Raw genomic sequence first — 20,020 nt, 5'->3', positions numbered from 1 at the left:
GGGCCTTTCGAGAAGGCCCGGGCCGCGGCATCCGTCGCCTTCTACGACAGCGAGACGTTCGTGGTGTTGACCGGAACGGCGTAGATCTCGTCGACCTCGCCGGCGAAGTCCTCGAGGATCACGTTGCGCTTGATGCTCATCTTGGGCGTGAGGTGGCCGCTGGCCTCGGTCCACTCGGTCGAGAGGATCGTGAACTTGCGGATCGACTCGGCCCGGGAGACGTGCGTGTTGGCCTCGTCGATCGCGCGCTGCACCTCGGCGCGCACGGCGGGGTGCTTGGCCGCCTCTTCGAGCGCCATCTCACCCGAGAGGCTGTTGTTCGCCAGCCACGTCGGCAGCATCTCGGGGTCGAGGGTGATCAGCGCCGAGATGAACGGCTTCTGGTCGCCCACGACGACGATCTGCCCGACGATCGGGTTGGCGCGGATCGGGTCCTCGAGCACGGCCGGGGCGACGTTCTTGCCGCCGGCGGTCACGATGATCTCCTTCTTGCGACCGGTGATCGTGAGGAACCCCTCCTCATCGAAGGCTCCGATGTCGCCGGTCTTGAACCAGTCGCCGTCGAACGCCGCGGCGGTCGCCTCGGGATTGCGCCAGTACTCCTTGAAGACGTCGATCCCTCGCACCTGGATCTCGCCGTCCTCGGCCAGACGGATGCCGACGCCCGGCAGCACCGGACCGACCGTGCCGATCTTCGACTTGGTCGCCAGGTTCACCGTCGCGGGCGCGGTGGTCTCGGTGAGGCCGTAGCCCTCGAGGATCGTCACGCCGAGGCTGTGGAAGAAGTGCCCGAGGCGCGGGCCGAGCGGTGCCGACCCCGACACCGCGTACGCCACACGGCCACCCATCGCCGTGCGCAGCTTGGAGTAGACCAGCTTGTCGAAGAGCGCGAACTTGATCTTCATCATGAGCGGGATCTTCTTGCCGTCCTGCAGGAGGGCGGAGTGCTCGACGGCGGTGTGCGCCGCGGCGCGGAAGATCTTGCCCTTGCCGCCGGCCTCGGCCTTCTGCTCGGCCGAGTTGTACACCTTCTCGAACACGCGCGGCACCGCGAGCAGGAACGTCGGCTGGAACGAGCCGAGCGCCGGCAGCAGCTGCTTGGTGTCGGGCTGGTGGCCCGTCTTGACACCGGCGTGGATGTTGAGGATCGAGATGAACCGCGCGAACACGTGAGCGGTCGTGATGAACAGCAGCGTGGAGGCACCGGGCGTCTCGACGACCTCGTGCAGCGCCTTGGCGGAGTTGCGAGTCAGCTCGACGAAGTTGCTGTGGGTGAGGACGCAGCCCTTCGGGCGGCCGGTCGATCCGGACGTGTAGATGAGGGTCGCGATGTCGGCGCCGTTGGCGAGGTTGCGGCGGCGCTCGATCTCGTCATCGGTGACGGATGCGCCTTCGCCGACCAGCGTGTCGAGGTCGCCGCGCGCCATCTCCCACACCGAGCGGATCAGCGGCAGGTCGCCCCGCACCTCTTCCACCCGCGCGGTGTGGTCGGCGGACTCGGTGACCACCGCGATCGCGCCGGAATCGGTGAGGTTCCACGCGATCTGCGCGGCCGAGCTCGTCTCGTAGATCGGGACCATCACGGCGCCGGCGTAGAAGAGCGCGAAGTCGACCAGCGTCCAGTCGTACGTGGTGCGCGCGATGAAGCCGACCTTGTCCCCGGGTTCGATGCCGGCCGCCGCGAACCCCTTCGCGAGCGCGACGACCTGCCGCTGGAAGTCGGCGGCGGTGATGTCGCGCCAGCCACCGCCGTCCGGCACGGCGAACAACGCGCGGTCAGGCGTCTGCTTGACGCGTTCGACCAGAAGGTCGGTGATGTTTGCCTGCGGGTCGGCGGGGACGATCGCAGGGACTTCGAACTGAACCACGGCAGCTCCTTCGGTACCGGATGGATGAATCTCGGGTGGATCTGGCTCTGAGTCTAATCCGCCGTCACGCCGCGACCAGGGTGGGTGTGGATGGCCGGTCGATCGCTAGACTTCAAGGCGCTGTCGCGCGTGCGGTGGCCGGAGAGGGAGTGCAGTGCTCAAGGTCGGGATCGACATCGGCGGAACGAAGATCGCGGGAGGTGTCGTCGACGGCGAGGGCCGCATCGTCGAGAAGCTCCGCGTGGACACGCCGATCGACACCGCCGTCCTCGCCGATGCCGTCATCGACATGGCTCACCACTTCAGCGCGCACCACGACGTCGCAGCAGTGGGCGTCGCCGCGGCGGGATTCATCGACCGCGATCGTGCCACGGTCATCCACGCGCCGAACATCGCGTGGCGCAACGAGCCGCTCAAGGCGGTGCTCGAGGCCCGCATCGATGTGCCCGTGACGATCGAGAACGACGCGAATGCCGCCGGATGGGCGGAGTTCCGCTTCGGTGCCGGCCGCGACGTCGAGCACATGGTCATGCTCACGATGGGCACCGGCGTCGGCGGGGCGGTCGTGATCGACGGCGAGCTCTTCCGTGGCGGCCACGGCATCGGCGCCGAGCTCGGCCACATGCGCTTCATGCGCGACGGCCTGCCGTGCGGATGCGGACAGAACGGATGCCTCGAGCAGTACGCGTCGGGACGCGCCCTGCAGCGCGAGGCCAACGCCATCGCGGACGCCGGCGGCATCGGCGCCGCCCTGGCAGCCGTGCGTGCCGAGAAGGGAACGATCACGGGACCCGCCGTGTCGCGGCTGGTGCTCGCCGGCGACGAGGGCGCGCTCGAGGCGCTGCGTCGCGTGGCGACCGCCCTCGGCGAGGCGTGCGGCGGATTCCAGGCCGTGCTCGACCCGGAGCTGTTCGTGATCGGCGGGGGAGTCGCCCAGCTCGGCGACGAGCTGCTCCAGCCGGTGCGCCTCGCCTACGAGACGTCCCTCCCGGGCTACGGAGACCGGCCGATCGCCGGGTTCGCCATCGCCGAGCTCGGCAACGACGCGGGCCTCATCGGCGCCGCCGACCTCGCGTCCGCGGAGGAGTAGGCGATGTTCTACTGGCTGATGAAGTACGTGGTGATCGGTCCGATCGTCAAGGCGATCTGGCGCCCGTGGATCATCGGCCGTCGCAACGTCCCCGCTGAGGGAGCGGCGATCCTGGCGAGCAACCACCTGTCGTTCGTGGACTCGGTGTTCCTGCCGCTCATGATCGACCGGCCGGTCGCGTTCCTCGCCAAGAGCGACTACTTCACGGGTAGGGGCCTCAAGGGCTGGTCGACCCGCATGTTCTTCAAGGCCACGGGCATGATTCCGATCGACCGATCCGGCGGCAAGGCATCCGAGGCATCCCTCAACACCGGACTGCAGGTGCTGGGCAGAGGCGATCTTCTCGGCATCTATCCCGAAGGAACCCGCAGCCCCGACGGCAAGCTGTACCGCGGCCGCACCGGCATCGCGCGCATGGCGCTCGAGGCGCACGTGCCCGTGGTACCGGTGGTCATGGTCGACACCGACACGATGATGCCGATCGGCACACGCATGCCGCGCATTGTGCGGGTCGGCATCGTGATCGGGGAGCCGCTGGACTTCTCGCGCTTCGAGGGCATGGAGGGCGACCGGTACATCCTCCGCTCGATCACCGACGAGATCATGGTCGCGCTGCAGCGCCTCGGCGAGCAGGAATACGAAGACGTGTACGCCTCCACCGTGAAGGACAGGCTCAAGGCCCCCACGCGATGACCCGCGGGTGAACGCTCGTCATGCGGCGCCGGGGTGCGCGATCCCGCCGATAGACTCGAGGGATGCTTCAGCAGCTCGACGCGCTCGACCACTGGCGGACCCTGCCCATCAAGCAGCAGCCCGCGTGGCCCGACGCCGACGCGGTGGCCGCGGTCTCCGCCGAACTGGCCACTCTGCCCCCGCTGGTGTTCGCGGGCGAGGTCGACAACCTTCGTGACCGGCTGGCGCGCGCCGCGTCGGGCCGCGCCTTCCTGCTGCAGGGCGGTGACTGCGCCGAAACCTTCGCGGGTGCCACTGCCGAGCAGATCCGCAACCGCATCAAGACGGTGCTGCAGATGGCGGTGGTGCTGACGTACGGCGCCTCGATGCCCGTCGTGAAGATGGGCCGCATGGCGGGTCAGTTCGCCAAGCCGCGCTCGAGCGACACCGAGACGCGCGGCGAGGTCACCCTGCCGGCGTACCGCGGCGACATCGTCAACGGCTACGACTTCACCGAAGGGTCGCGACAGGCCGACCCGCAGCGCCTGCTGAAGGGGTACCACACCGCCGCGTCGACCATCAACCTGATCCGGGCGTTCACGCAGGGCGGCTTCGCCGACCTGCGCGAGGTGCATTCGTGGAACCAGGGCTTCGCGAAGAACCCCGCCAACGCGCGCTACGAACGCATGGCGAGCGAGATCGACCGTGCGATCCGCTTCATGGAGGCCGCCGGCGCCGACTTCGACGAGCTCAAGCGCGTGGAGTTCTACACGGGCCACGAGGGCCTGCTGATGGACTACGAGCGTCCGATGACGCGCATCGACTCGCGCACCGGCACGCCGTACAACACGTCGGCGCACTTCCTGTGGATCGGCGAGCGCACGCGCGAGCTGGACGGCGCGCACGTCGACTACTTCTCGAAGATCCGCAACCCCATCGGGGTGAAGCTCGGTCCGTCGACCACGCCCGAGACGGCTCTGGCCCTGATCGACAAGCTCGACCCGGAGCGCGAGCCCGGACGCCTCACCTTCATCACACGGATGGGCGCGGGCAAGATCCGCGACGCGCTGCCGCCGCTGCTCGAAGCCGTACGCGACTCGGGAGCCATGCCGCTGTGGGTCACCGACCCCATGCACGGCAACGGCATCACGACGCCGACCGGCTACAAGACGCGTCGCTTCGACGACGTGGTCGACGAGGTCAGCGGCTTCTTCGAGGCTCACCGCGCGGTCGGCACGTTCCCCGGCGGCATCCACGTGGAGCTCACCGGCGACGACGTCACCGAGTGCCTGGGCGGCTCCGAGGAGATCGACGAGGCCGCTCTCGCGACGCGCTACGAGTCGCTGTGCGACCCGCGCCTGAACCACATGCAGAGCCTCGAGCTGGCCTTCCTCGTCGCCGAGGAGCTCGAGAAGCGCTGACCGGCCCTGCGCCGCCGCTCCGCAGAGAATCCCGGATGCCTCGCCCGAGGCATCCGGGATTCTCTGCGTCCGGTCGCGCGCGGGCGGGCTCGCGCTGTCGTTTGCGGCGTACGCGCCCGACAGAACGACCGCGGGTGCAGATTTCGCCAGCGCGGAGTTCGGCTGAGGGTCAGCCCGTCACGGTCAGCTGGATGTAGACGCGGGTTCCTCGCACCCGCATCTCGCCGGCCGCGGGATCGGATGCCGTCACCTCGGTGATGTCGTTCGGAACGACGCCGAAGAACGGCGCGAAGTCGACCTGGAAACCAGCCTCTTCGAGCTTCTGGATCGCCACGTCGCGCGTGTCTCCGACCACCTGCGGAACCTCGAAGAGCGGTGGGCCCGTCGACACGACGAGCGTGACGGCATCGCCGGGCTGCCACCATCGATCGGGTCCCACGACTCGGATGACGCGACCCTCTTCGATGGTCTCGCTGGTCTCTGTCTCGGCTTCCTCGGCGACGACCAGGTTCACGCCCTCGAGGGTGCTGCGGGCAGCCCCCTCGCTGTCGCCGACGACATCCGGGATGGGCCCGAGCGATACCCACAACTGAGCGGCGTCCCCCTGATGGGCGGCGCATCCGTCACCGCACGGGAACGGCTCCGAGCCGTCGGCAGGGGTCACCATGACCCCCACGACCGTTCCGGGGGATTGGTCGGTGAAGAACGTGGCGTTCTCGGCGTCGACTCGGATCTCGAGGCTGTCCAGGCCGGTGCGCGCATCGGCCTCGGTGCTGTCGATGAATCGCGGGATCTGCACATCGGCGGGGCCGAGCGAGACGATGACCAGCACTTCGGCGTCGCGGTCGACTCGCGTGCCGCTCGGAGGATCGGTGCGGATCACCGTACCCGCGGCCACATCGAGGCTGTTCTCTTCGCGCTGCACCGCGACGAGGGAGTCCTGGGCGAGTCGTTCCTGCGCAGCCGCGAAGGTGCCGCCTGAGACATCCGGCACGGCGACGAGCGACCCCGGACCCGAGCCGAACCACCAGCCGGTGCCGGCCGCGAGCGCGGCGAGCAGCACGACGACCGTGACCAGCCACGCGCCCTTCGTGCGCCGGCGCTTGGTGGCCCGGCGCAGCCGGCCGGCGTTGTCGGCCTCTTCCATCGTGGCGGTCGGGGCCGTCGTCGAGGTAGCCGGCAGCACCGCGGTGAGCTCGCCGGTCGGTGAGACCTCGTCACGCGGCGTGCCCATCGACGTCGTCCGCGTGACCGCAGGCGTGATGCCCAGCTCGCGCTCTATCTCGCGCAGGCGGTCGAGCATCTCGCGGGCGTCGACGGGGCGCTCGTCGGGGGAGCGCTCGGTCGCCCACAGCACGAGCTCATCGAGCGGTTCCGGCACGCCCGGATTCTTCACGCTCGGCCGCGGCACCGAGTCGGTGGCGTGCTGGAACGCGATCTGCATCGGCTGCTCGCCCTTGTAGGGCTGCTCGCCCGTGAGCATCTCGTAGAGCATGATGCCGAGCGCGTAGATGTCGCTGCGGGCATCGGCCGTCCCGCGCGTGACGAGCTCGGGGGCGAGGTAGGCGATCGTGCCGAGCAGCTGGGCTCCGGATGCCGTGTTCGCCGTCGTGGCGCGGGCCAGGCCGAAGTCGCCGATCTTGATGCGACCGTCCTCGGCGAGCAGCACGTTCTCGGGCTTGACGTCGCGGTGGACGATCCCCGCCTTGTGTGCGGCGGCGAGCCCCGAGAGCACGGCGTCGAGGATGCTGACCGCCTGTGGCACAGTCAGGCGCCGCTGCTCGCGCAGCAGTTCGCGCAATGTGATGCCGGGCAGATACTCCATGACGAGGTACGCCATGTCGCCGTCCTGGCCCTGATCGAAGACGTTGACCACGTGCGGGTCGGCCAGGCGGGCGGCGGCCCGGGCCTCCTGGATGAACCGGCTCTGGAACACGGTGTCGTCGCTGAGGTGACCGTGCATCACCTTCAGGGCGATGCGGCGCTCGAGGCGCAGATCGGTCGCCACGTACACGGTGGCCATGCCTCCGCGGGCGATGCGAGCACGCACGCGGTATCGACCGTCGACGAGACGGCCGATCAGCGGGTCCGTCTGCTGACTCGTGCTCACGCTGAGAGTCTACGGACGCGCACCTGCGAGCCCGCGGAGCGGCGCACCCTGCGACCGTACCGTTACGTGCGGCCGATCCGCCGGGACATCACCCCAGTGCTGCCAGCCACGCATGCGCGGGCGCCTCCCACTGCGCGTAGCGCTCGGGGTACGCCGAGATCTGCACCGCCTGCGCGGCGTCGGCGAACGACATCGACTGCCAGCCGGCGATGTCGAGAAGCCCGCGGGTGCGGGAGCCGTTGGGATCCGACGCGCCGCCGTAGAACGCCTTGATCGAGCGCACGGGATCGCGCACCTCGGCCTCGGTGCCCCAGCCGGTGCTCGGACGCTGCTGGAAAAGGCCCAGCGAATCGCGGTCGCCCCAATCGAGGTTTCGGATCCAGGACTCCTGCATCGCCGTGCCGAGCGCGATGGCGATGCCGCGATCGGGCACACCCAGTTCGCGACCGACCCGCACGATCAGCTGTGCATTGGCGACTTGTTCCGCGTCCAGGCCGGGGATGGCAGGCGCTGCGGGCGCCGCGGCGGCGACGGCCGCGATCGGGATCGCGATGGTCTGACCCGGGTAGATGATCGACGAGCGGTCGAGGCCGTTGGCGCCGAGCACGGCATCCGTGGTGACGCCGTGCCGTTTCGCGATGGCGCTGATGGTGTCGCCGGCGACGATCGTGTACGAGCCTCCCACCGCGGGAGCCGGGGCCGGCGCGGGGGCCGGCGCCGGGGCCGGGACAGCGGCGGGTGCGGCGGAGCCGGGCACGGCGAGCGTCTGCCCCGGATAGATGACGGAAGACCAGCCGAGGCCGTTGGCGGCCAGCATGGCCTGCGTACTGACGCCATGGCGCCTGGCGATCGCGCTCACCGTGTCGCCGTGCTGAACCGTGTAGCTCGCGGCGGAGGCCGGCGTGGCCGCGGGGGCTGCAGGGGCGGCCGCTGCGCCGCCCACGAGGTTCAGGACCTGTCCGGGGTAGATGATCGACTTCCAGCCGAGGTTGTTCAGCGCGAGCAGGTCGGCGGTGCGCAGGCCGAACCGCGAGGCGATCGCGCTCACCGTGTCGCCGGCCTGCACCGTGTATGTGTTCTGATCCGCGGCGGCGACGACGGCGCCGGCACCAGCGGCGGACTTCGGCGCATGTGGGCGGATGCCAGAAATAGCGCGGTCATCCCTGGTCTGAGGCTCCGCGCCGCCGGGTGCGGCATGGGCGGGTGCTGTCGTGAGCGACAGGGCGATTGACCCTACGACGGCCATGGGAACGCCGGTCAGCAGCGGATGCGGAACACCCTGGCGATGGGTGCGGCTGATCTGTCGCACGAGATTTCCCCCCTCAGTCGACTCCGAAAACCGTGTCACGGATGTTAATTACTGTCAACGGGTGTTATAAGTGTGGCCTTTGAGGTAGATGGGACGGACGGGACTGCGTTCAGATGCGTCCTCGCGTGGCTGCGGCCATGTGCGATCTGAGATAGTTGCTGTGTGACCGCTGACGACTCTGCCCGCATCGAGACCGAATGGCTCACCCTCCCCGAACTGGTGGAGGAGCTCGGCGAACCGCTGGGTCGCGTCCGCCGCCTGCTCGACGAGTTCCACCTGGTGGGCTCGCGCCGCGACGGCGCGCTCAAGGTCCCGTCGGTGTTCATCCGGGACGGTCACCCGATCGCCTCTCTGCGAGGGACGGTCATCGTGCTGCACGACGCCGGGTTCTCCGACGATGAGGCGATCGACTGGCTGCTGACTCCTGAGGACTCCATCGGCCTCGCCCCGATCGAGGCGCTTCGCGCCGGCCGCAAGAGCGAGGTGCGTCGCGTCGCGCTGACGCTCGCCTGAGCGTCAGGCCACGCGCACCGTGGCCGCGCGGGCAAGATCCCGCAACTCGCCGACCGCGGCATTGCCGAGGCGGGCGCCCGAGAGCGCACGATCGGCCTCGTGCGCGTAGCGTGCGATGAGCTGCTCGACCCGCTCCAGTGCACCGCTGTCGGCGATCGTGCGCTGCAGCGACGCGATCTGTTCGGCATCCAGTGCGGGATCGCCGACGAGTTCGTCGATGAGGCGTCGCGACGTCGCCGGAAGCGCCTCGCGGGTGTAGGCGATCAGCACGGTGCGCTTGCCCTCGCGCAGGTCGTCGCCCGAGGGCTTGCCGGTCTCGCGCTCGTCTCCGAACACGCCCAGGACATCGTCCCGAAGCTGGAAGGCCATGCCGAGCGGGTGGCCGAACGCGGCCAGCGCCGCGGTCTGTGCGGCATCGGCGCCGGCCAGTGCCGCACCGACGGCGAGAGGCTGCTGCACGCTGTATCGAGCGGACTTGAGGGATGCCACCCGCAGTGCCCTATCGGCGTGCCGGTCGTCGGGCTCGGACAGGAACGCGGATTCCTCCGCGACGTCGAGGAACTGCCCGAGCGTCACCTCGCGCCTCATCGTCGCGTACTCGGAGCGGGCCGCGACCGCGCGTTCGACGGGGATCCCGGCGAGGCCCTCTTCGAAGAGGTCGTCACTCCACGCCACCAGCAAGTCGCCGAGCAGGATCGCCGCCGACCGGCCGAAGGCGGCGGCGTCGCCGGTCCAGCCGGCAGCGCGGTGTGCGGCCTCCAGTGCACGGTGCGTCGAGGGGCGGCTCCGCCGGGTGTCGGAGTTGTCGATGAGGTCGTCGTGGACGAGTGCGGCCGCGTGGAAGACCTCCAGAGCAGCGGACGCGGTCACCACCGCAGCCGGCAGAGCGACCGGGCGGCCGGAGTATTCCTCCACTGCGCTCCACCCCGCGATGCAGAAGCGCCCGCGCAGCCGCTTTCCGCCCGACGTGGCGCTTGCGGCCGCGTCGATGAAGAGCGCGGCTTCGGCTCCGGCATCCGCGATTTCGGACCGCTGGGCCGAGACGAAGGTGTCGAGTCGCTGGGAAATGGCTTCGATCGTCTCTGCGGGGCCTGACACGGGCCTAGCCTAGTGATCTACGGCACGCGTAGAATCGAGCCAACGGAAGTACAGAGGGGGATGCATGCCACTCTCCGAACAGGAGCAGCGCCTGCTCGACGAGATGGAGCGCCATCTCATGCGCAACGACGCAGACGTCGTCAGCGCGCCCCGCGACGGACGCAGCCTGAGCTATCGCAACATCGTCTACGGCACGATCCTCGTGCTGCTGGGCCTCGGCGGTCTGATCGTCGGGGTATCGGTTCCGCTCATCGTCGTCGGCGTGATCGGCTTCGTGATCATGCTCGGCGGTGTGGTCCTCGCGGTCACTCCAGGGCGGGGCCCGGGCAAGCTCCGGGTCGAGCCCGAACAGGCCGCGAGATCACCGCAGAAGAGCTCCTCCTTCATGGATCGCATGAATGACCGCTGGGACAAGCGGCAGGGAGAGCGCTGAGCCTCCCCGCCGACTGACACCGGCACAACAAGCACCGACCTTCGGGTCGGTGCTTTTTTTGTTGCCCCGGCGCGATCGTCAACGGCCGCAATGGGAGCCGAGGGGAGCCTCCGAACAGTCCAATGGTGGCGAAGTGGAGGAGAGTGGAGTAAAGTGGTGGACAACCCGGGGGGGCCGGACGAAGGGGGTGTGATGTACCGATGCTTTTGGGCACCCACACACCCAAGCTCGATGACAAAGGTCGCGTCATCCTCCCGGCGAAATTCCGCGACGACCTGGGCGCCGGTGTCGTCGTGACGCGCGGTCAGGATCGCTGCCTCTACGTGTTCAGCACGCAGGAGTTCGAGCGCGTGCATGAGCGCATCCGTGAAGCGCCGCTGGCCAACAAGCAGGCTCGCGACTTCCTGCGCATGTTCCTCTCGGGTGCGAGTGCCGAAAAGCCCGACAGCCAGAACCGCATCACCCTCCCTCAGCCACTGCGTGCCTACGCGGGTCTGGAACGCGACCTCGTCGTCACCGGCGTCGGGGCACACGCCGAGATCTGGGATGCGGCCGCGTGGAACGCCTACGCCGAAGCCAACGAAGAGACCTACGCCGAACTGGAGCAGGAGGTGATTCCGGGCCTGTTCTGACGCCCCCGATCCCGACTCCCAGCCGCTCACGCCCTGACGCACTTCCCCGGCGCCAGGTCAGAGAGCGGATGGGGATCAGGGTCTGGGGAAGACGCACGGCAGAGGCCCCGCATCATGAACCTCCGCGACATCCACACTCCAGTCCTCCTCGAGCGATGCATCGAACTGCTCGCGCCCGCGCTCGAGCGCGACGGCGCCGTGTTCGTCGACGCGACGCTCGGCATGGGCGGCCACTCCGAGGCCTTCCTGGAGCGGTTCCCGGGGCTTCGGCTGGTCGGGCTCGACCGCGACACCGACGCGCTGCGCATCGCCGGCGAGCGCCTCGCGCGGTTCGGCGAACGAGTGACGCTCGTCCACACCGTGTACGACGGAATCGCGGATGCCGTCATCTCGGCCGGATTCGCGAAGGCCGACGGCATCCTGTTCGATCTCGGGGTCTCGTCGCTGCAGCTCGATGTCGCCGATCGCGGCTTCGCGTATTCGAAGGACGCGCCGCTCGACATGCGCATGGACCAGTCCGGGGGCGTGACCGCCGCCGAAGTCCTCGCGACGTACGGTGAAGGCGATCTGCGCCGGATCTTCGAGCGCTACGGCGAGGAGAAGCTCGCCGGCCGTTACGCGCGGGCCATCATCGCGGCGCGTGCGGAGGCTCCGATCGAGCGCTCAGGCCGCCTCGTCGAGATCCTGGTCGCCGCGACGCCGTACGCGGCGCAGCGGACGGGGCACCCCGCCAAGCGCGTGTTCCAGGCGTTGCGCATCGAAGTCAACCGCGAGTTGTCGGTGCTCGAACGGGCGGTACCGTCCGCCCTCGGCATCCTGCCCGTGGGTGGGCGCATCGTCGTGCTCGCCTATCAGTCGCTCGAAGACCGACTGGTCAAGCGGGCGCTGGCCGAGGCGACCGCCTCGACGGCGCCGGCCGGCCTGCCGGTGGAGCTGCCCGAGCACGCTCCGAGATTCCGGCTGCTCGTCAAGGGGGCAGAGCTCGCGTCCGACGAGGAGCGTGCCACGAACCCGCGGGCCACGCCGGTACGCCTGCGGGCTGCAGAACGCGTGAGGGAGGACGCATGAGCATCAACTCGCACGCACTTGCGACCGCTCCGGTGCCCTCGCGCGGCAGCGTCGCGCCCGATCGTTCGCAGTCTCCTGACCGGCGCCTCCGCGTCGTCGAGGCTCCCGTGCGCCGTCGCCGGCCGAAGCTGCTGTACGGCGTGGTCGCGGTGCTCGGCGCGTTCGTCATCGCCGGTGCGCAGATGGTGCTGTCGATCATGACGACGCAGGGATCGTACGAGCTGTCGGCGCTCGCGCAGCAGCAGCGCGACCTCACGTACGAGAAGCAGATCCTCTACGACGACGTCGCCGGGCTGAGCTCGCCGCAGTATCTCGCTGCCAACGCGGCCGCTCTCGGCATGGTCATCGACGAATCGCCGTCGTACCTGCGCCTGAGCGACGGTGCCATTCTCGGCGCATCCGAGGTCGCGATGGGATCCTCGTCGATCGATGCGATCGGCCGCGGAGCGGTGCCCAACGCCCTGCTCACCGACACGCCGCTGGTCACCGTTCCCGACGCCACGATCGACGGATTGCCGGTGGAGGTCGCAGAGACGTCGACCGACGGGGGAGTCTCGAACACTCCGCCGCCGATCACCGACGGACTGCCCACCCCGAGCACACACTGAGTTCATGACGACCCGAAGCACGCGAAGCCCGCGCCGCCGCACGGTGGTGGCCCTCGCCGTCGTCCTCGCCGTCCTCGCCGGGTTCATCGTGCGTCTCGTCGACATCCAGGTCGTCAACGCCGGCGAGCACATCGGCGACTCGATGGACCGCGCCTTCGCCGGGAAGCAGGTGCTCCACGGCACCCGCGGTGAGATCGTCGATCAGAACGGCCAGACTCTGGCAGGCAGCATCCTGCGTTACGACTGCCAGCTGGATCCTCTTCTGATCAGGCAGATCGACACCCAGGTGCTCGAGGGGAAGTCCGACCAGCCGCTGTGGGAGGCAGTCTCCGTCGACGTCGCGGCGATCACCGGGCAGACGCCCGAAGAAGTGCGGGGGATCGTCGAAGCCGAGCTCGCCGAGCGTCCCGAATCGCAGTTCGTCTACCTGAAGAAGGGCGTGTCGACAGAGCAGTACCGCGCACTCGCCGACCTCGGCATCCCGTACATCGGCTGTCTGCAGCATCCGGCGCGCATGTATCCCGACGGTGCCGTCGCCGGGAACCTCGTGGGCTTCGTAGGTGCTGACGGTCCGCTCGAGAGCCTCGAGAAGTCGCAGAACGACTGCCTCGCGGCAACCGACGGGCAGCGTGTGTACCAGCGGGGGAAGGACGGCGTCGTGATCCCGGGCACCGAGCGCGAGACGCCCGCGAGCGACGGCGGAACGCTGCAGCTGACGATCAACCGCGACCTGCAGTGGTATCTGCAGCAGCTCATCGCCGAGCAGACGCAGAACATGGGCGCCCAGCAGGGCGCGATCCTCGTGTACGAGGTGAAGACGGGCAAGGTCCGCGCCGCCGCCGAGTACCCGACCGTCGATCCGAACGCGTTCGAGGCGACGCAGGCGGACTTCCGGACGAGCAGCATCTTCCTCGAGTGGTTCGAGCCCGGCTCGACCTTCAAGGCCCTCACGGCGGCGACCGTGATCGACGCCGGCGGTCAGAGCCCCGGCTCCACCGTCGTCGCGTCGGGTAAGGAGTCCTTCCCCAACGGCGCCACCGTGGTGGACTCGTTCCAGCACCCTGCGTACGAGTACACGCTGGCGGGCACCCTCATCGATTCGTCGAACGTGGGCATCTCGAAGTTCAGCGAGTCCGTGAGCCCGCAGACGCGCTACGACTACTTCCAGCGGTTCGGCATCGGACAGGGAACGGGCTCCGGCTATCCGGCGGAGCAGACCGGTCTGCTGAACCCGGTCGAGCAGTGGGGACCGCAGGGCACGTACAACACATCGTTCGGCCAGGCGGTCACGACGACGATGCCCGAGCTCGCCCGCGCGTACGGAGCGATCGTGAACGGAGGCGTCAAGATGCCGCTGTCGATCATCGAGTCGTGCACGCTGCCGGACGGCACGGTCGTCGAACCGGAGCTCGGCGACCCGGAGCAGGTGATCAGCGAGGGAACGTCGGCGCAGATGCGCGCCATGCTCGAGAACGTCTTCCTGCAGGCGCCGTACGCCGAGTCCGTCCAGATCCCCGGCTACCGGGTGGGAGGCAAGACGGGTACCGGTGAGAAGGCCGACCTCGTCAACGGCGGCTACAAGCAGGGCGTCTATTACACGACCATGGTGGGCTTCGCGCCCGCCGACGACCCCGAGTACGTCGTCGTCGTGACGCTCGACGAGCCGACGAAGGTAACATCGTCTGCGGCCAACGCGACCGCGTTCCAGAAGGCCATGACACAGGTGCTCAAGACCTACCGCGTCATGCCCTCGACGACGGCGCCGGAGCTGCTGCCCAAGTTCGGGTAGCCTCCTCACCGGCCGGAGACCCATGATCGCGCTCACCATCGCCCAACTCGCCCACGCCATCGGCGGCGAGATCCGCCCGACCGCGGGGGACACTCCCGAGACCGTCGTCTCGGGCCTCGTCGACACCGACTCGCGTCACATCGGCCGCGGCGACGTCTTCGTCGCCAAGCCAGGAGACGTCACCGACGGCCACCTGTTCGTCGATGCCGCCGCCTCGGCGGGCGCCGCTCTGGCGATCGTCGAACACCCGGTCGAGGCCGGGGTCACCCAGATCGTCGTGCCGGACGCGGTCGCCGCACTCGCCGACCTCGCGCGCGAGGTCGTGAAGCGGGCGAGGGATGCTGCCACCGTGCGCGGTGAGAGGTTCGATGTCGTGGGCATCACCGGCTCCAACGGCAAGACCACCACCAAGAACCTGCTCGCCCGAATCCTCGAGGGCGCGGGCGACACGATCGCCCCGAAGGCGTCGTTCAACAACGAGGTGGGGGCGCCGCTGACGATGCTGCGCGTCACCGAGCGCACCCGGTTCCTGGTGAGCGAGTTCGGCGCGAGCGCCCCCGGCGAGATCGCCCGGCTCGCGGGACTCGTCGAGCCCGATGTCGGCGTCGTGCTCATGGTGGGCATGGCACACGCGGGTGGCTTCGGCGGCATCGAGTCGACCTTTCACGCCAAGTCGGAGCTCGTGCGCGCCCTCCGCCACGGCGGCCTGGCGATCCTCAACGCCGACGACGCCCGCGTGGCCGCGATGGCGCCGATCGCCACCGAGAAGAACGCCGGAGTGCGTTGGTTCGGGCGCGGACCGGCGGCGACCGAGGTGCGAGCCGACGACGTCGTGGTGACGGCATCCGGAACGTCCTTCGTCGTCACTGCCGACGGCGAGTCGCTCCCGGTGCGCCTGCGTGTGCTCGGGGAACACCACGTCATGAACGCCCTCGCCGCGATCGCCGCGGCGACCGCCCTCGGAGTGAGTCTCGCTGATGCCGTCGCACGTCTGGAGACGGTCGAGATCGCCGAACGCTGGCGCATGCAGCCGCTCGGTTCCGACCGCGTGCGGATCATCAACGACGCCTACAACGCCAGCCCCGATTCCATGTCGGCGGCGCTGCGCACTCTCGCGCAGATCACCGGCCCCGGCGAGCGCACCGTCGCGGTGCTCGGGGCGATGAGCGAGCTGGGGGAGTACGCCGAGGAGGAGCACGACCGCGTCGGCCTCCTGGCCGTGCGCCTCGGCATCCAGCGCATCGTCGTCATCGGCTCGGACGCCCGCCGCATGTACCTCGAAGCGGTGGCTCAGGGGTCGTGGGACAACGAGGCGGTCTTCTTCGAGACTGCCGATGAGGCGTTCGACTACCTGCGCGGCGAACTGCGCGACGGCGACCGTGTGCTGGTCAAATCATCCAACTCCGCGGGGCTGCGGTTCCTCGGCGATCGTCTGGGAGAATCGTTCTCGTGAGATCACTCCTGACTGCGGCGGCGATCTCGCTGGCCTTCACGCTCTTCCTCACTCCGGTGTTCCTGAGGCTGTTCCGCAAGTGGGGCTGGGGCCAGGTCATCCGAACCCCCGAGAACGTCCACAACCCCAGCCACCAGGCAAAGCGGGGCACGCCGACGATGGGCGGGACGATCTTCATCGCCGGCACGATCGTCGGCTATCTCGTCGGCGCGTACACCGGCAACAATCCGCCCACCATCTCGGGCTGGCTCGTGCTGTGGATGATGGTCGGACTGGGCGCGGTCGGCTTCATCGACGACTACATGAAGGTGCGCAGCCAGCGCAGCCTCGGCCTCAGCGGCTGGCGCAAGATCGTCGGGCAGATCCTCGTGCTGGTGCCGTTCGGCATCGTCTCGCTCAACTTCCCGAACCAGTGGGGGCAGACTCCGGCGTCACCCTTCATCTCGGTGTTCCGCGACGTTCCGGCGCTGTCGTTCATGGCGCTCGGACTGATCGCCGGCTGGATCCTCTACCTGATCTGGGTCTCGATCATCGGCGTCGCGACGTCGAACTCGGTCAATCTCGGCGACGGGCTCGACGGACTCGCCGCGGGCTCGGGCATCTTCGTCACCGGCGCCTACAGCCTGATCGCGTTCTGGCAGTTCAACCAGGCCTGTTGGGGCGGCGAGGCGCTGTCGGCGTCCGCCCAGGCCGCCTGCTATCCCACGCGCGATCCGTTCGACTTGGCGATCGTCTCGGCGTCGTTCGTGGGCGCGCTCATCGGGTTCCTATGGTGGAACGCGCCCAAGGCGAAGGTGTTCATGGGTGATGTCGGCTCGATGGCGATCGGCGGCGTCATCGCCGCGATGGCGATCCTGACACGCACCGAGCTGCTGCTGATCCTCGTGGCGGGCGTCTACGTCATCGCGTCGGGATCGGTGATCCTGCAGCGTCTGTACTTCAAGATCACGCGCGGCAAGCGGCTGTTCCTCATGAGCCCGCTTCACCACCACCTCGAGATGCGCGGCTGGTCCGAGATCACCATCGTCGTGCGCATGTGGATCATCGCGGGCCTGCTCGCCGTATCGGGCATCGGATTCTTCTACGTCGAATGGCTCTCGCAGACATGACCTCAGACCGACTCGCCGGGCTCACGAGCTGGAACGCCGACTGGAGGGGCCTGCGCGTCGCGGTGCTGGGGCTGTCGGTCACCGGGTTCTCGGTCGCCGACACGCTCGCCGAACTGGGCGCGGATGTCTTCGTCTTCACCGAGCGGGCGGACGAGGAGTACGCGCGGCTGCTGCCCGTCATCGGCGCCCGGCTGTCGACCGGCCCGCTCGACGCGGTTCCCGCCGAGCTCGCCGAGTTCGCCCCCGAGGTCGTCGTGGCATCACCCGGGTTCGCGCCGCGGCATCCCGTCATCGCGTGGGCCCGTGAGTCGGGCATCGCGCTGTGGGGCGACATCGAGCTGGCGTGGCGCGTCCGCGACAAGGTCCTGCGCGCCGACGGGACTCCCGCCGACTGGATCCTGATCACCGGCACCAACGGCAAGACCACCACGACGCGGCTGACCGCGACGATGCTCGTCGCAGGCGGGCTGCGTGCCGCGCCCGTCGGAAACATCGGCACTCCCGTGCTCGACGCCGTGCGGGACCCCGCGGGTTTCGATGCGCTCGTGGTCGAGCTGTCGAGCCACCAGCTGTGGTACCTGGGGCTGCAGGACAGCCCCGATCCGGTCTCGCCGCACGCCGCCGTCTGCCTCAACCTCGCCGACGACCACCTCGAGTGGCACGGCTCGTTCGAGGAGTATCGCGACGCCAAGGCGCACGTGTACGACAACACACGCGTGGCGTGCGTCTACAACAAGGCGGATGCCGCCACCCGGCGCATGGTCGAGGACGCCGACGTCGTCGAGGGCGCACGTGCGATCGGCTTCGACCTCGGCGTGCCCGGTCCGAGCGATCTCGGCGTCGTCGACGGCATCCTCGTGGACCGTGCGTTCCTCGAGGATCGCCGCACGAGTGCTCTCGAGCTGACGACGGTCGCCGACCTGGCCGAGCGTGGCCTGGGCGCGCCGCACATCGCCGCCAACATCCTCGCCGCCGCCGCCCTCGCGCGGTCGCTCGACGTCGCGCCGTCCGCGATCCGCGAGGCGTTGCGCAGCTTCCGCCTCGACCCGCATCGCATCGAGGTCATCGCACGGCACGCGGGCATCACGTGGGTGGACGACTCGAAGGCGACCAACCCGCACGCTGCGGCGTCGTCGCTCGCCGCCTACCCCGGCGCCGTGTGGGTCGTCGGCGGACTGCTCAAGGGCGTCGACATCTCGGGCCTCGTCGCCGAGCGCGGATCGTCGGTGAAGGCGGCGGTCGTCATCGGTGCGGAGCGCGGCGCGGTGCTGGCAGCGTTCTCACGACACGCGCCCGCGGTACCGGTGTTCGAGGTCGAGGCCGATGAGACTGAAGGGGTCATGACGCGGGTCGTCGAACTGGCGGCGGGGGTGGCGCGTGACGGGGACGTGGTTCTGCTCGCTCCCGCCGCGGCATCCTTCGATCAGTTCGCGTCGTATGCGGATCGCGGCAAGAAGTTCGCGGCAGCGGTGAGGGAACGGATCGGGACGGGGGCTGAGGATGACGACGACGCAGACCCGACCGGCCCCGGCGACCGCGGCTGAGCCGTCCGCCAAGCGGGGCCTCGCGGCCCGCGTCTCGCTGGGGCGGGTCTTCGCCCCGGTGCCGAGCGAGTTCCTGCTGATCGCATCGACCACCCTGCTGCTGACGGTCTTCGGGCTCGTCATGGTGCTGTCGGCGACCTCCGCGACGGCCACCGCCCGCGGCGAGGCGCCGTGGGAGATCGTGCTCAAGCAGGGCCTCTTCGCGATCATCGGCATCCCGCTCATGCTGATCGCCAGCCGCTTTCCGCTGTCGTTCTGGAAGAAGATGGCGTGGCCGGCGCTCATCGGGGCTGTGGCCTTCCAGATGCTGGTGTTCACTCCGCTCGGGCACTCGAACGACGGAAACCGCAACTGGATCACCATCGCGGGATTCCAGGCGCAGCCGTCGGAGTTCCTCAAGATCGCACTCGCCCTGTGGGTGGCGTACGTGCTGTTCCGTAAGCAGACGCTGCTGCGCAAGTGGCAGCACGTGTTCATCCCGCTCGTGCCGGTCTCGATCCTCGCGATCGCGACGGTCCTCGCCGGTGACGACCTGGGCACGGCCATGATCCTCGGGCTGATCGTGCTCGGCGCGCTGTTCTTCTCGGGCGTGCGATTGCGGATCTTCATCCTCCCGGCGCTCGCTGCCGCCGCCGCGGTGGCATACCTGGCCGTCGCGAGCCCCGACCGCATGCGCCGGTTCATGAGCTTTCTGAACCCCAACTGCCTCGACGACTACTTCAACGACTGCTACCAGCCGCTGCACGGTATCTGGGGACTCGCGAGCGGCGGCATCTTCGGGCTGGGGCTGGGTAACTCGCGTGAGAAGTACGACTGGCTCCCGGCCGCCGCGAACGACTACATCTTCGCGATCGTGGGCGAGGAGCTCGGACTGATCGGCTGCGCCGTGGTGCTCGCCCTGTTCGCCCTGTTCGCGGTCGGCGCGTTCCACGTGATCCGCAAGACCGACGACCCGTTCGTGCGGATCGCCGCCGGCGGCATCACGGTATGGATCGTGGGCCAGGCTCTGATCAACATCGGCGTCGTCCTGCGCGTGTTCCCCGTGCTCGGTGTGCCCTTGCCGTTCATGTCGCAGGGCGGAACGTCGCTGCTGTCGGTGCTGCTCGCGTGCGGTGTGCTGCTCTCATTCGCCCGCACGCTGCCCGCATCTGTCGCGCGCCGCGAGGCCGCGATCGCGCAGGCCCGCGCCCGCCGCACACGCGCAGCCGGTTCGCGCGGCTGAGTCCCGGGATCCGGCTGAGTCCCGGCATCCGGCAGGGGCCGCGGCATCCGTCCCCTCCGGCACGGCGAGTGGACGTGCCCG

General features: G+C 69.1%; 17 protein-coding genes. 13 read left to right on the top strand and 4 right to left on the bottom strand.

Going from position 1 to position 20,020, the window contains the following annotated elements:
* Positions 1 to 41 precede the first annotated feature (41 nt).
* Positions 42 to 1,868: an AMP-dependent synthetase/ligase gene (locus ACLKM7_RS12700; RefSeq protein WP_436447524.1), complete on the bottom strand. Its 1,827-nt coding sequence runs from the start codon at positions 1,866 to 1,868 to the stop codon at positions 42 to 44.
* A gap of 154 nt (positions 1,869 to 2,022) precedes the next feature.
* Here ACLKM7_RS12700 and ACLKM7_RS12695 point away from each other — a divergent pair, with 154 nt between their 5' ends.
* The 3 genes from ACLKM7_RS12695 (at position 2,023) to ACLKM7_RS12685 (ending at position 5,051) form a co-directional block, all read left to right on the top strand.
* Positions 2,023 to 2,958 carry an ROK family glucokinase gene (locus ACLKM7_RS12695; protein ID WP_436447523.1) on the top strand — a complete coding sequence of 312 codons (936 nt, stop codon included), beginning with the start codon at positions 2,023 to 2,025 and terminating at the stop codon, positions 2,956 to 2,958.
* A gap of 3 nt (positions 2,959 to 2,961) precedes the next feature.
* Positions 2,962 to 3,651 carry a lysophospholipid acyltransferase family protein gene (locus tag ACLKM7_RS12690; protein WP_436447522.1) on the top strand — a complete coding sequence of 230 codons (690 nt, stop codon included), beginning with the start codon at positions 2,962 to 2,964 and terminating at the stop codon, positions 3,649 to 3,651.
* Positions 3,652 to 3,713: 62 nt separating this feature from the next.
* Positions 3,714 to 5,051, top strand: coding sequence for a class II 3-deoxy-7-phosphoheptulonate synthase (locus ACLKM7_RS12685; RefSeq protein WP_168914429.1), 1,338 nt, complete (start codon positions 3,714 to 3,716; stop codon positions 5,049 to 5,051).
* A gap of 169 nt (positions 5,052 to 5,220) precedes the next feature.
* Here ACLKM7_RS12685 and pknB read toward each other — a convergent pair whose 3' ends face one another.
* Positions 5,221 to 7,161 carry a Stk1 family PASTA domain-containing Ser/Thr kinase gene (gene pknB / locus ACLKM7_RS12680; protein ID WP_436447521.1) on the bottom strand — a complete coding sequence of 647 codons (1,941 nt, stop codon included), beginning with the start codon at positions 7,159 to 7,161 and terminating at the stop codon, positions 5,221 to 5,223.
* Between the two features lie 88 nt (positions 7,162 to 7,249).
* A complete protein-coding gene (locus tag ACLKM7_RS12675; protein WP_436447531.1) occupies positions 7,250 to 8,407 on the bottom strand; it encodes a LysM peptidoglycan-binding domain-containing protein in 1,158 nt (385 codons plus the stop codon).
* Positions 8,408 to 8,632: 225 nt separating this feature from the next.
* Between ACLKM7_RS12675 and ACLKM7_RS12670 the strand changes: the two genes are divergently transcribed.
* The gene (locus ACLKM7_RS12670) at positions 8,633 to 8,983 is read left to right on the top strand and encodes an Rv2175c family DNA-binding protein (RefSeq protein ID WP_436447520.1); all 351 of its coding nucleotides are present in this window, start codon (positions 8,633 to 8,635) and stop codon (positions 8,981 to 8,983) included.
* A gap of 3 nt (positions 8,984 to 8,986) precedes the next feature.
* Here the strand turns inward: ACLKM7_RS12670 and ACLKM7_RS12665 are convergent, their stop codons facing one another.
* Positions 8,987 to 10,081: a polyprenyl synthetase family protein gene (locus tag ACLKM7_RS12665; RefSeq protein ID WP_436447519.1), complete on the bottom strand. Its 1,095-nt coding sequence runs from the start codon at positions 10,079 to 10,081 to the stop codon at positions 8,987 to 8,989.
* Between the two features lie 64 nt (positions 10,082 to 10,145).
* On the opposite strand from ACLKM7_RS12665, the gene ACLKM7_RS12660 reads away from it, so the two are divergent.
* The 9 genes from ACLKM7_RS12660 to ftsW all read left to right on the top strand — a co-directional run bounded on the left by ACLKM7_RS12660 (position 10,146) and on the right by ftsW (position 19,939).
* On the top strand, positions 10,146 to 10,514 hold the full coding sequence (locus ACLKM7_RS12660) for a DUF3040 domain-containing protein (RefSeq protein ID WP_436447518.1): 369 nt from the start codon (positions 10,146 to 10,148) through the stop codon (positions 10,512 to 10,514).
* Between the two features lie 200 nt (positions 10,515 to 10,714).
* Positions 10,715 to 11,146 (top strand): division/cell wall cluster transcriptional repressor MraZ, encoded by a 432-nt coding sequence (gene mraZ, locus ACLKM7_RS12655; RefSeq protein WP_168914433.1) that lies wholly within the window; start codon positions 10,715 to 10,717, stop codon positions 11,144 to 11,146.
* Between the two features lie 114 nt (positions 11,147 to 11,260).
* Positions 11,261 to 12,214: a 16S rRNA (cytosine(1402)-N(4))-methyltransferase RsmH gene (gene rsmH / locus ACLKM7_RS12650; RefSeq protein ID WP_436447517.1), complete on the top strand. Its 954-nt coding sequence runs from the start codon at positions 11,261 to 11,263 to the stop codon at positions 12,212 to 12,214.
* Positions 12,211 to 12,822 (top strand): hypothetical protein, encoded by a 612-nt coding sequence (locus ACLKM7_RS12645; protein ID WP_436447516.1) that lies wholly within the window; start codon positions 12,211 to 12,213, stop codon positions 12,820 to 12,822. The genes rsmH and ACLKM7_RS12645 overlap by 4 nt, the downstream gene beginning before the upstream one ends.
* A gap of 4 nt (positions 12,823 to 12,826) precedes the next feature.
* Positions 12,827 to 14,611, top strand: coding sequence for a peptidoglycan D,D-transpeptidase FtsI family protein (locus tag ACLKM7_RS12640; RefSeq protein ID WP_436447515.1), 1,785 nt, complete (start codon positions 12,827 to 12,829; stop codon positions 14,609 to 14,611).
* Between the two features lie 22 nt (positions 14,612 to 14,633).
* On the top strand, positions 14,634 to 16,064 hold the full coding sequence (locus tag ACLKM7_RS12635; protein WP_436447514.1) for a UDP-N-acetylmuramoyl-tripeptide--D-alanyl-D-alanine ligase: 1,431 nt from the start codon (positions 14,634 to 14,636) through the stop codon (positions 16,062 to 16,064).
* Positions 16,061 to 17,173 carry a phospho-N-acetylmuramoyl-pentapeptide-transferase gene (gene mraY, locus ACLKM7_RS12630; RefSeq protein ID WP_436447513.1) on the top strand — a complete coding sequence of 371 codons (1,113 nt, stop codon included), beginning with the start codon at positions 16,061 to 16,063 and terminating at the stop codon, positions 17,171 to 17,173. The genes ACLKM7_RS12635 and mraY overlap by 4 nt, the downstream gene beginning before the upstream one ends.
* Positions 17,170 to 18,717: a UDP-N-acetylmuramoyl-L-alanine--D-glutamate ligase gene (gene murD, locus ACLKM7_RS12625; protein WP_436447512.1), complete on the top strand. Its 1,548-nt coding sequence runs from the start codon at positions 17,170 to 17,172 to the stop codon at positions 18,715 to 18,717. The genes mraY and murD overlap by 4 nt, the downstream gene beginning before the upstream one ends.
* A complete protein-coding gene (gene ftsW, locus ACLKM7_RS12620) occupies positions 18,674 to 19,939 on the top strand; it encodes a putative lipid II flippase FtsW (protein WP_436447511.1) in 1,266 nt (421 codons plus the stop codon). The genes murD and ftsW overlap by 44 nt, the downstream gene beginning before the upstream one ends.
* Positions 19,940 to 20,020: the final 81 nt, after the last annotated feature.

It is taken from the genome of Microbacterium sp. I2, from assembly GCF_051364985.1.
Classification (GTDB): domain Bacteria; phylum Actinomycetota; class Actinomycetes; order Actinomycetales; family Microbacteriaceae; genus Microbacterium.
The sequence above is the reverse complement of the archived record's forward strand: the minus strand, read 5'-3'. Positions and strand labels throughout refer to the sequence as shown.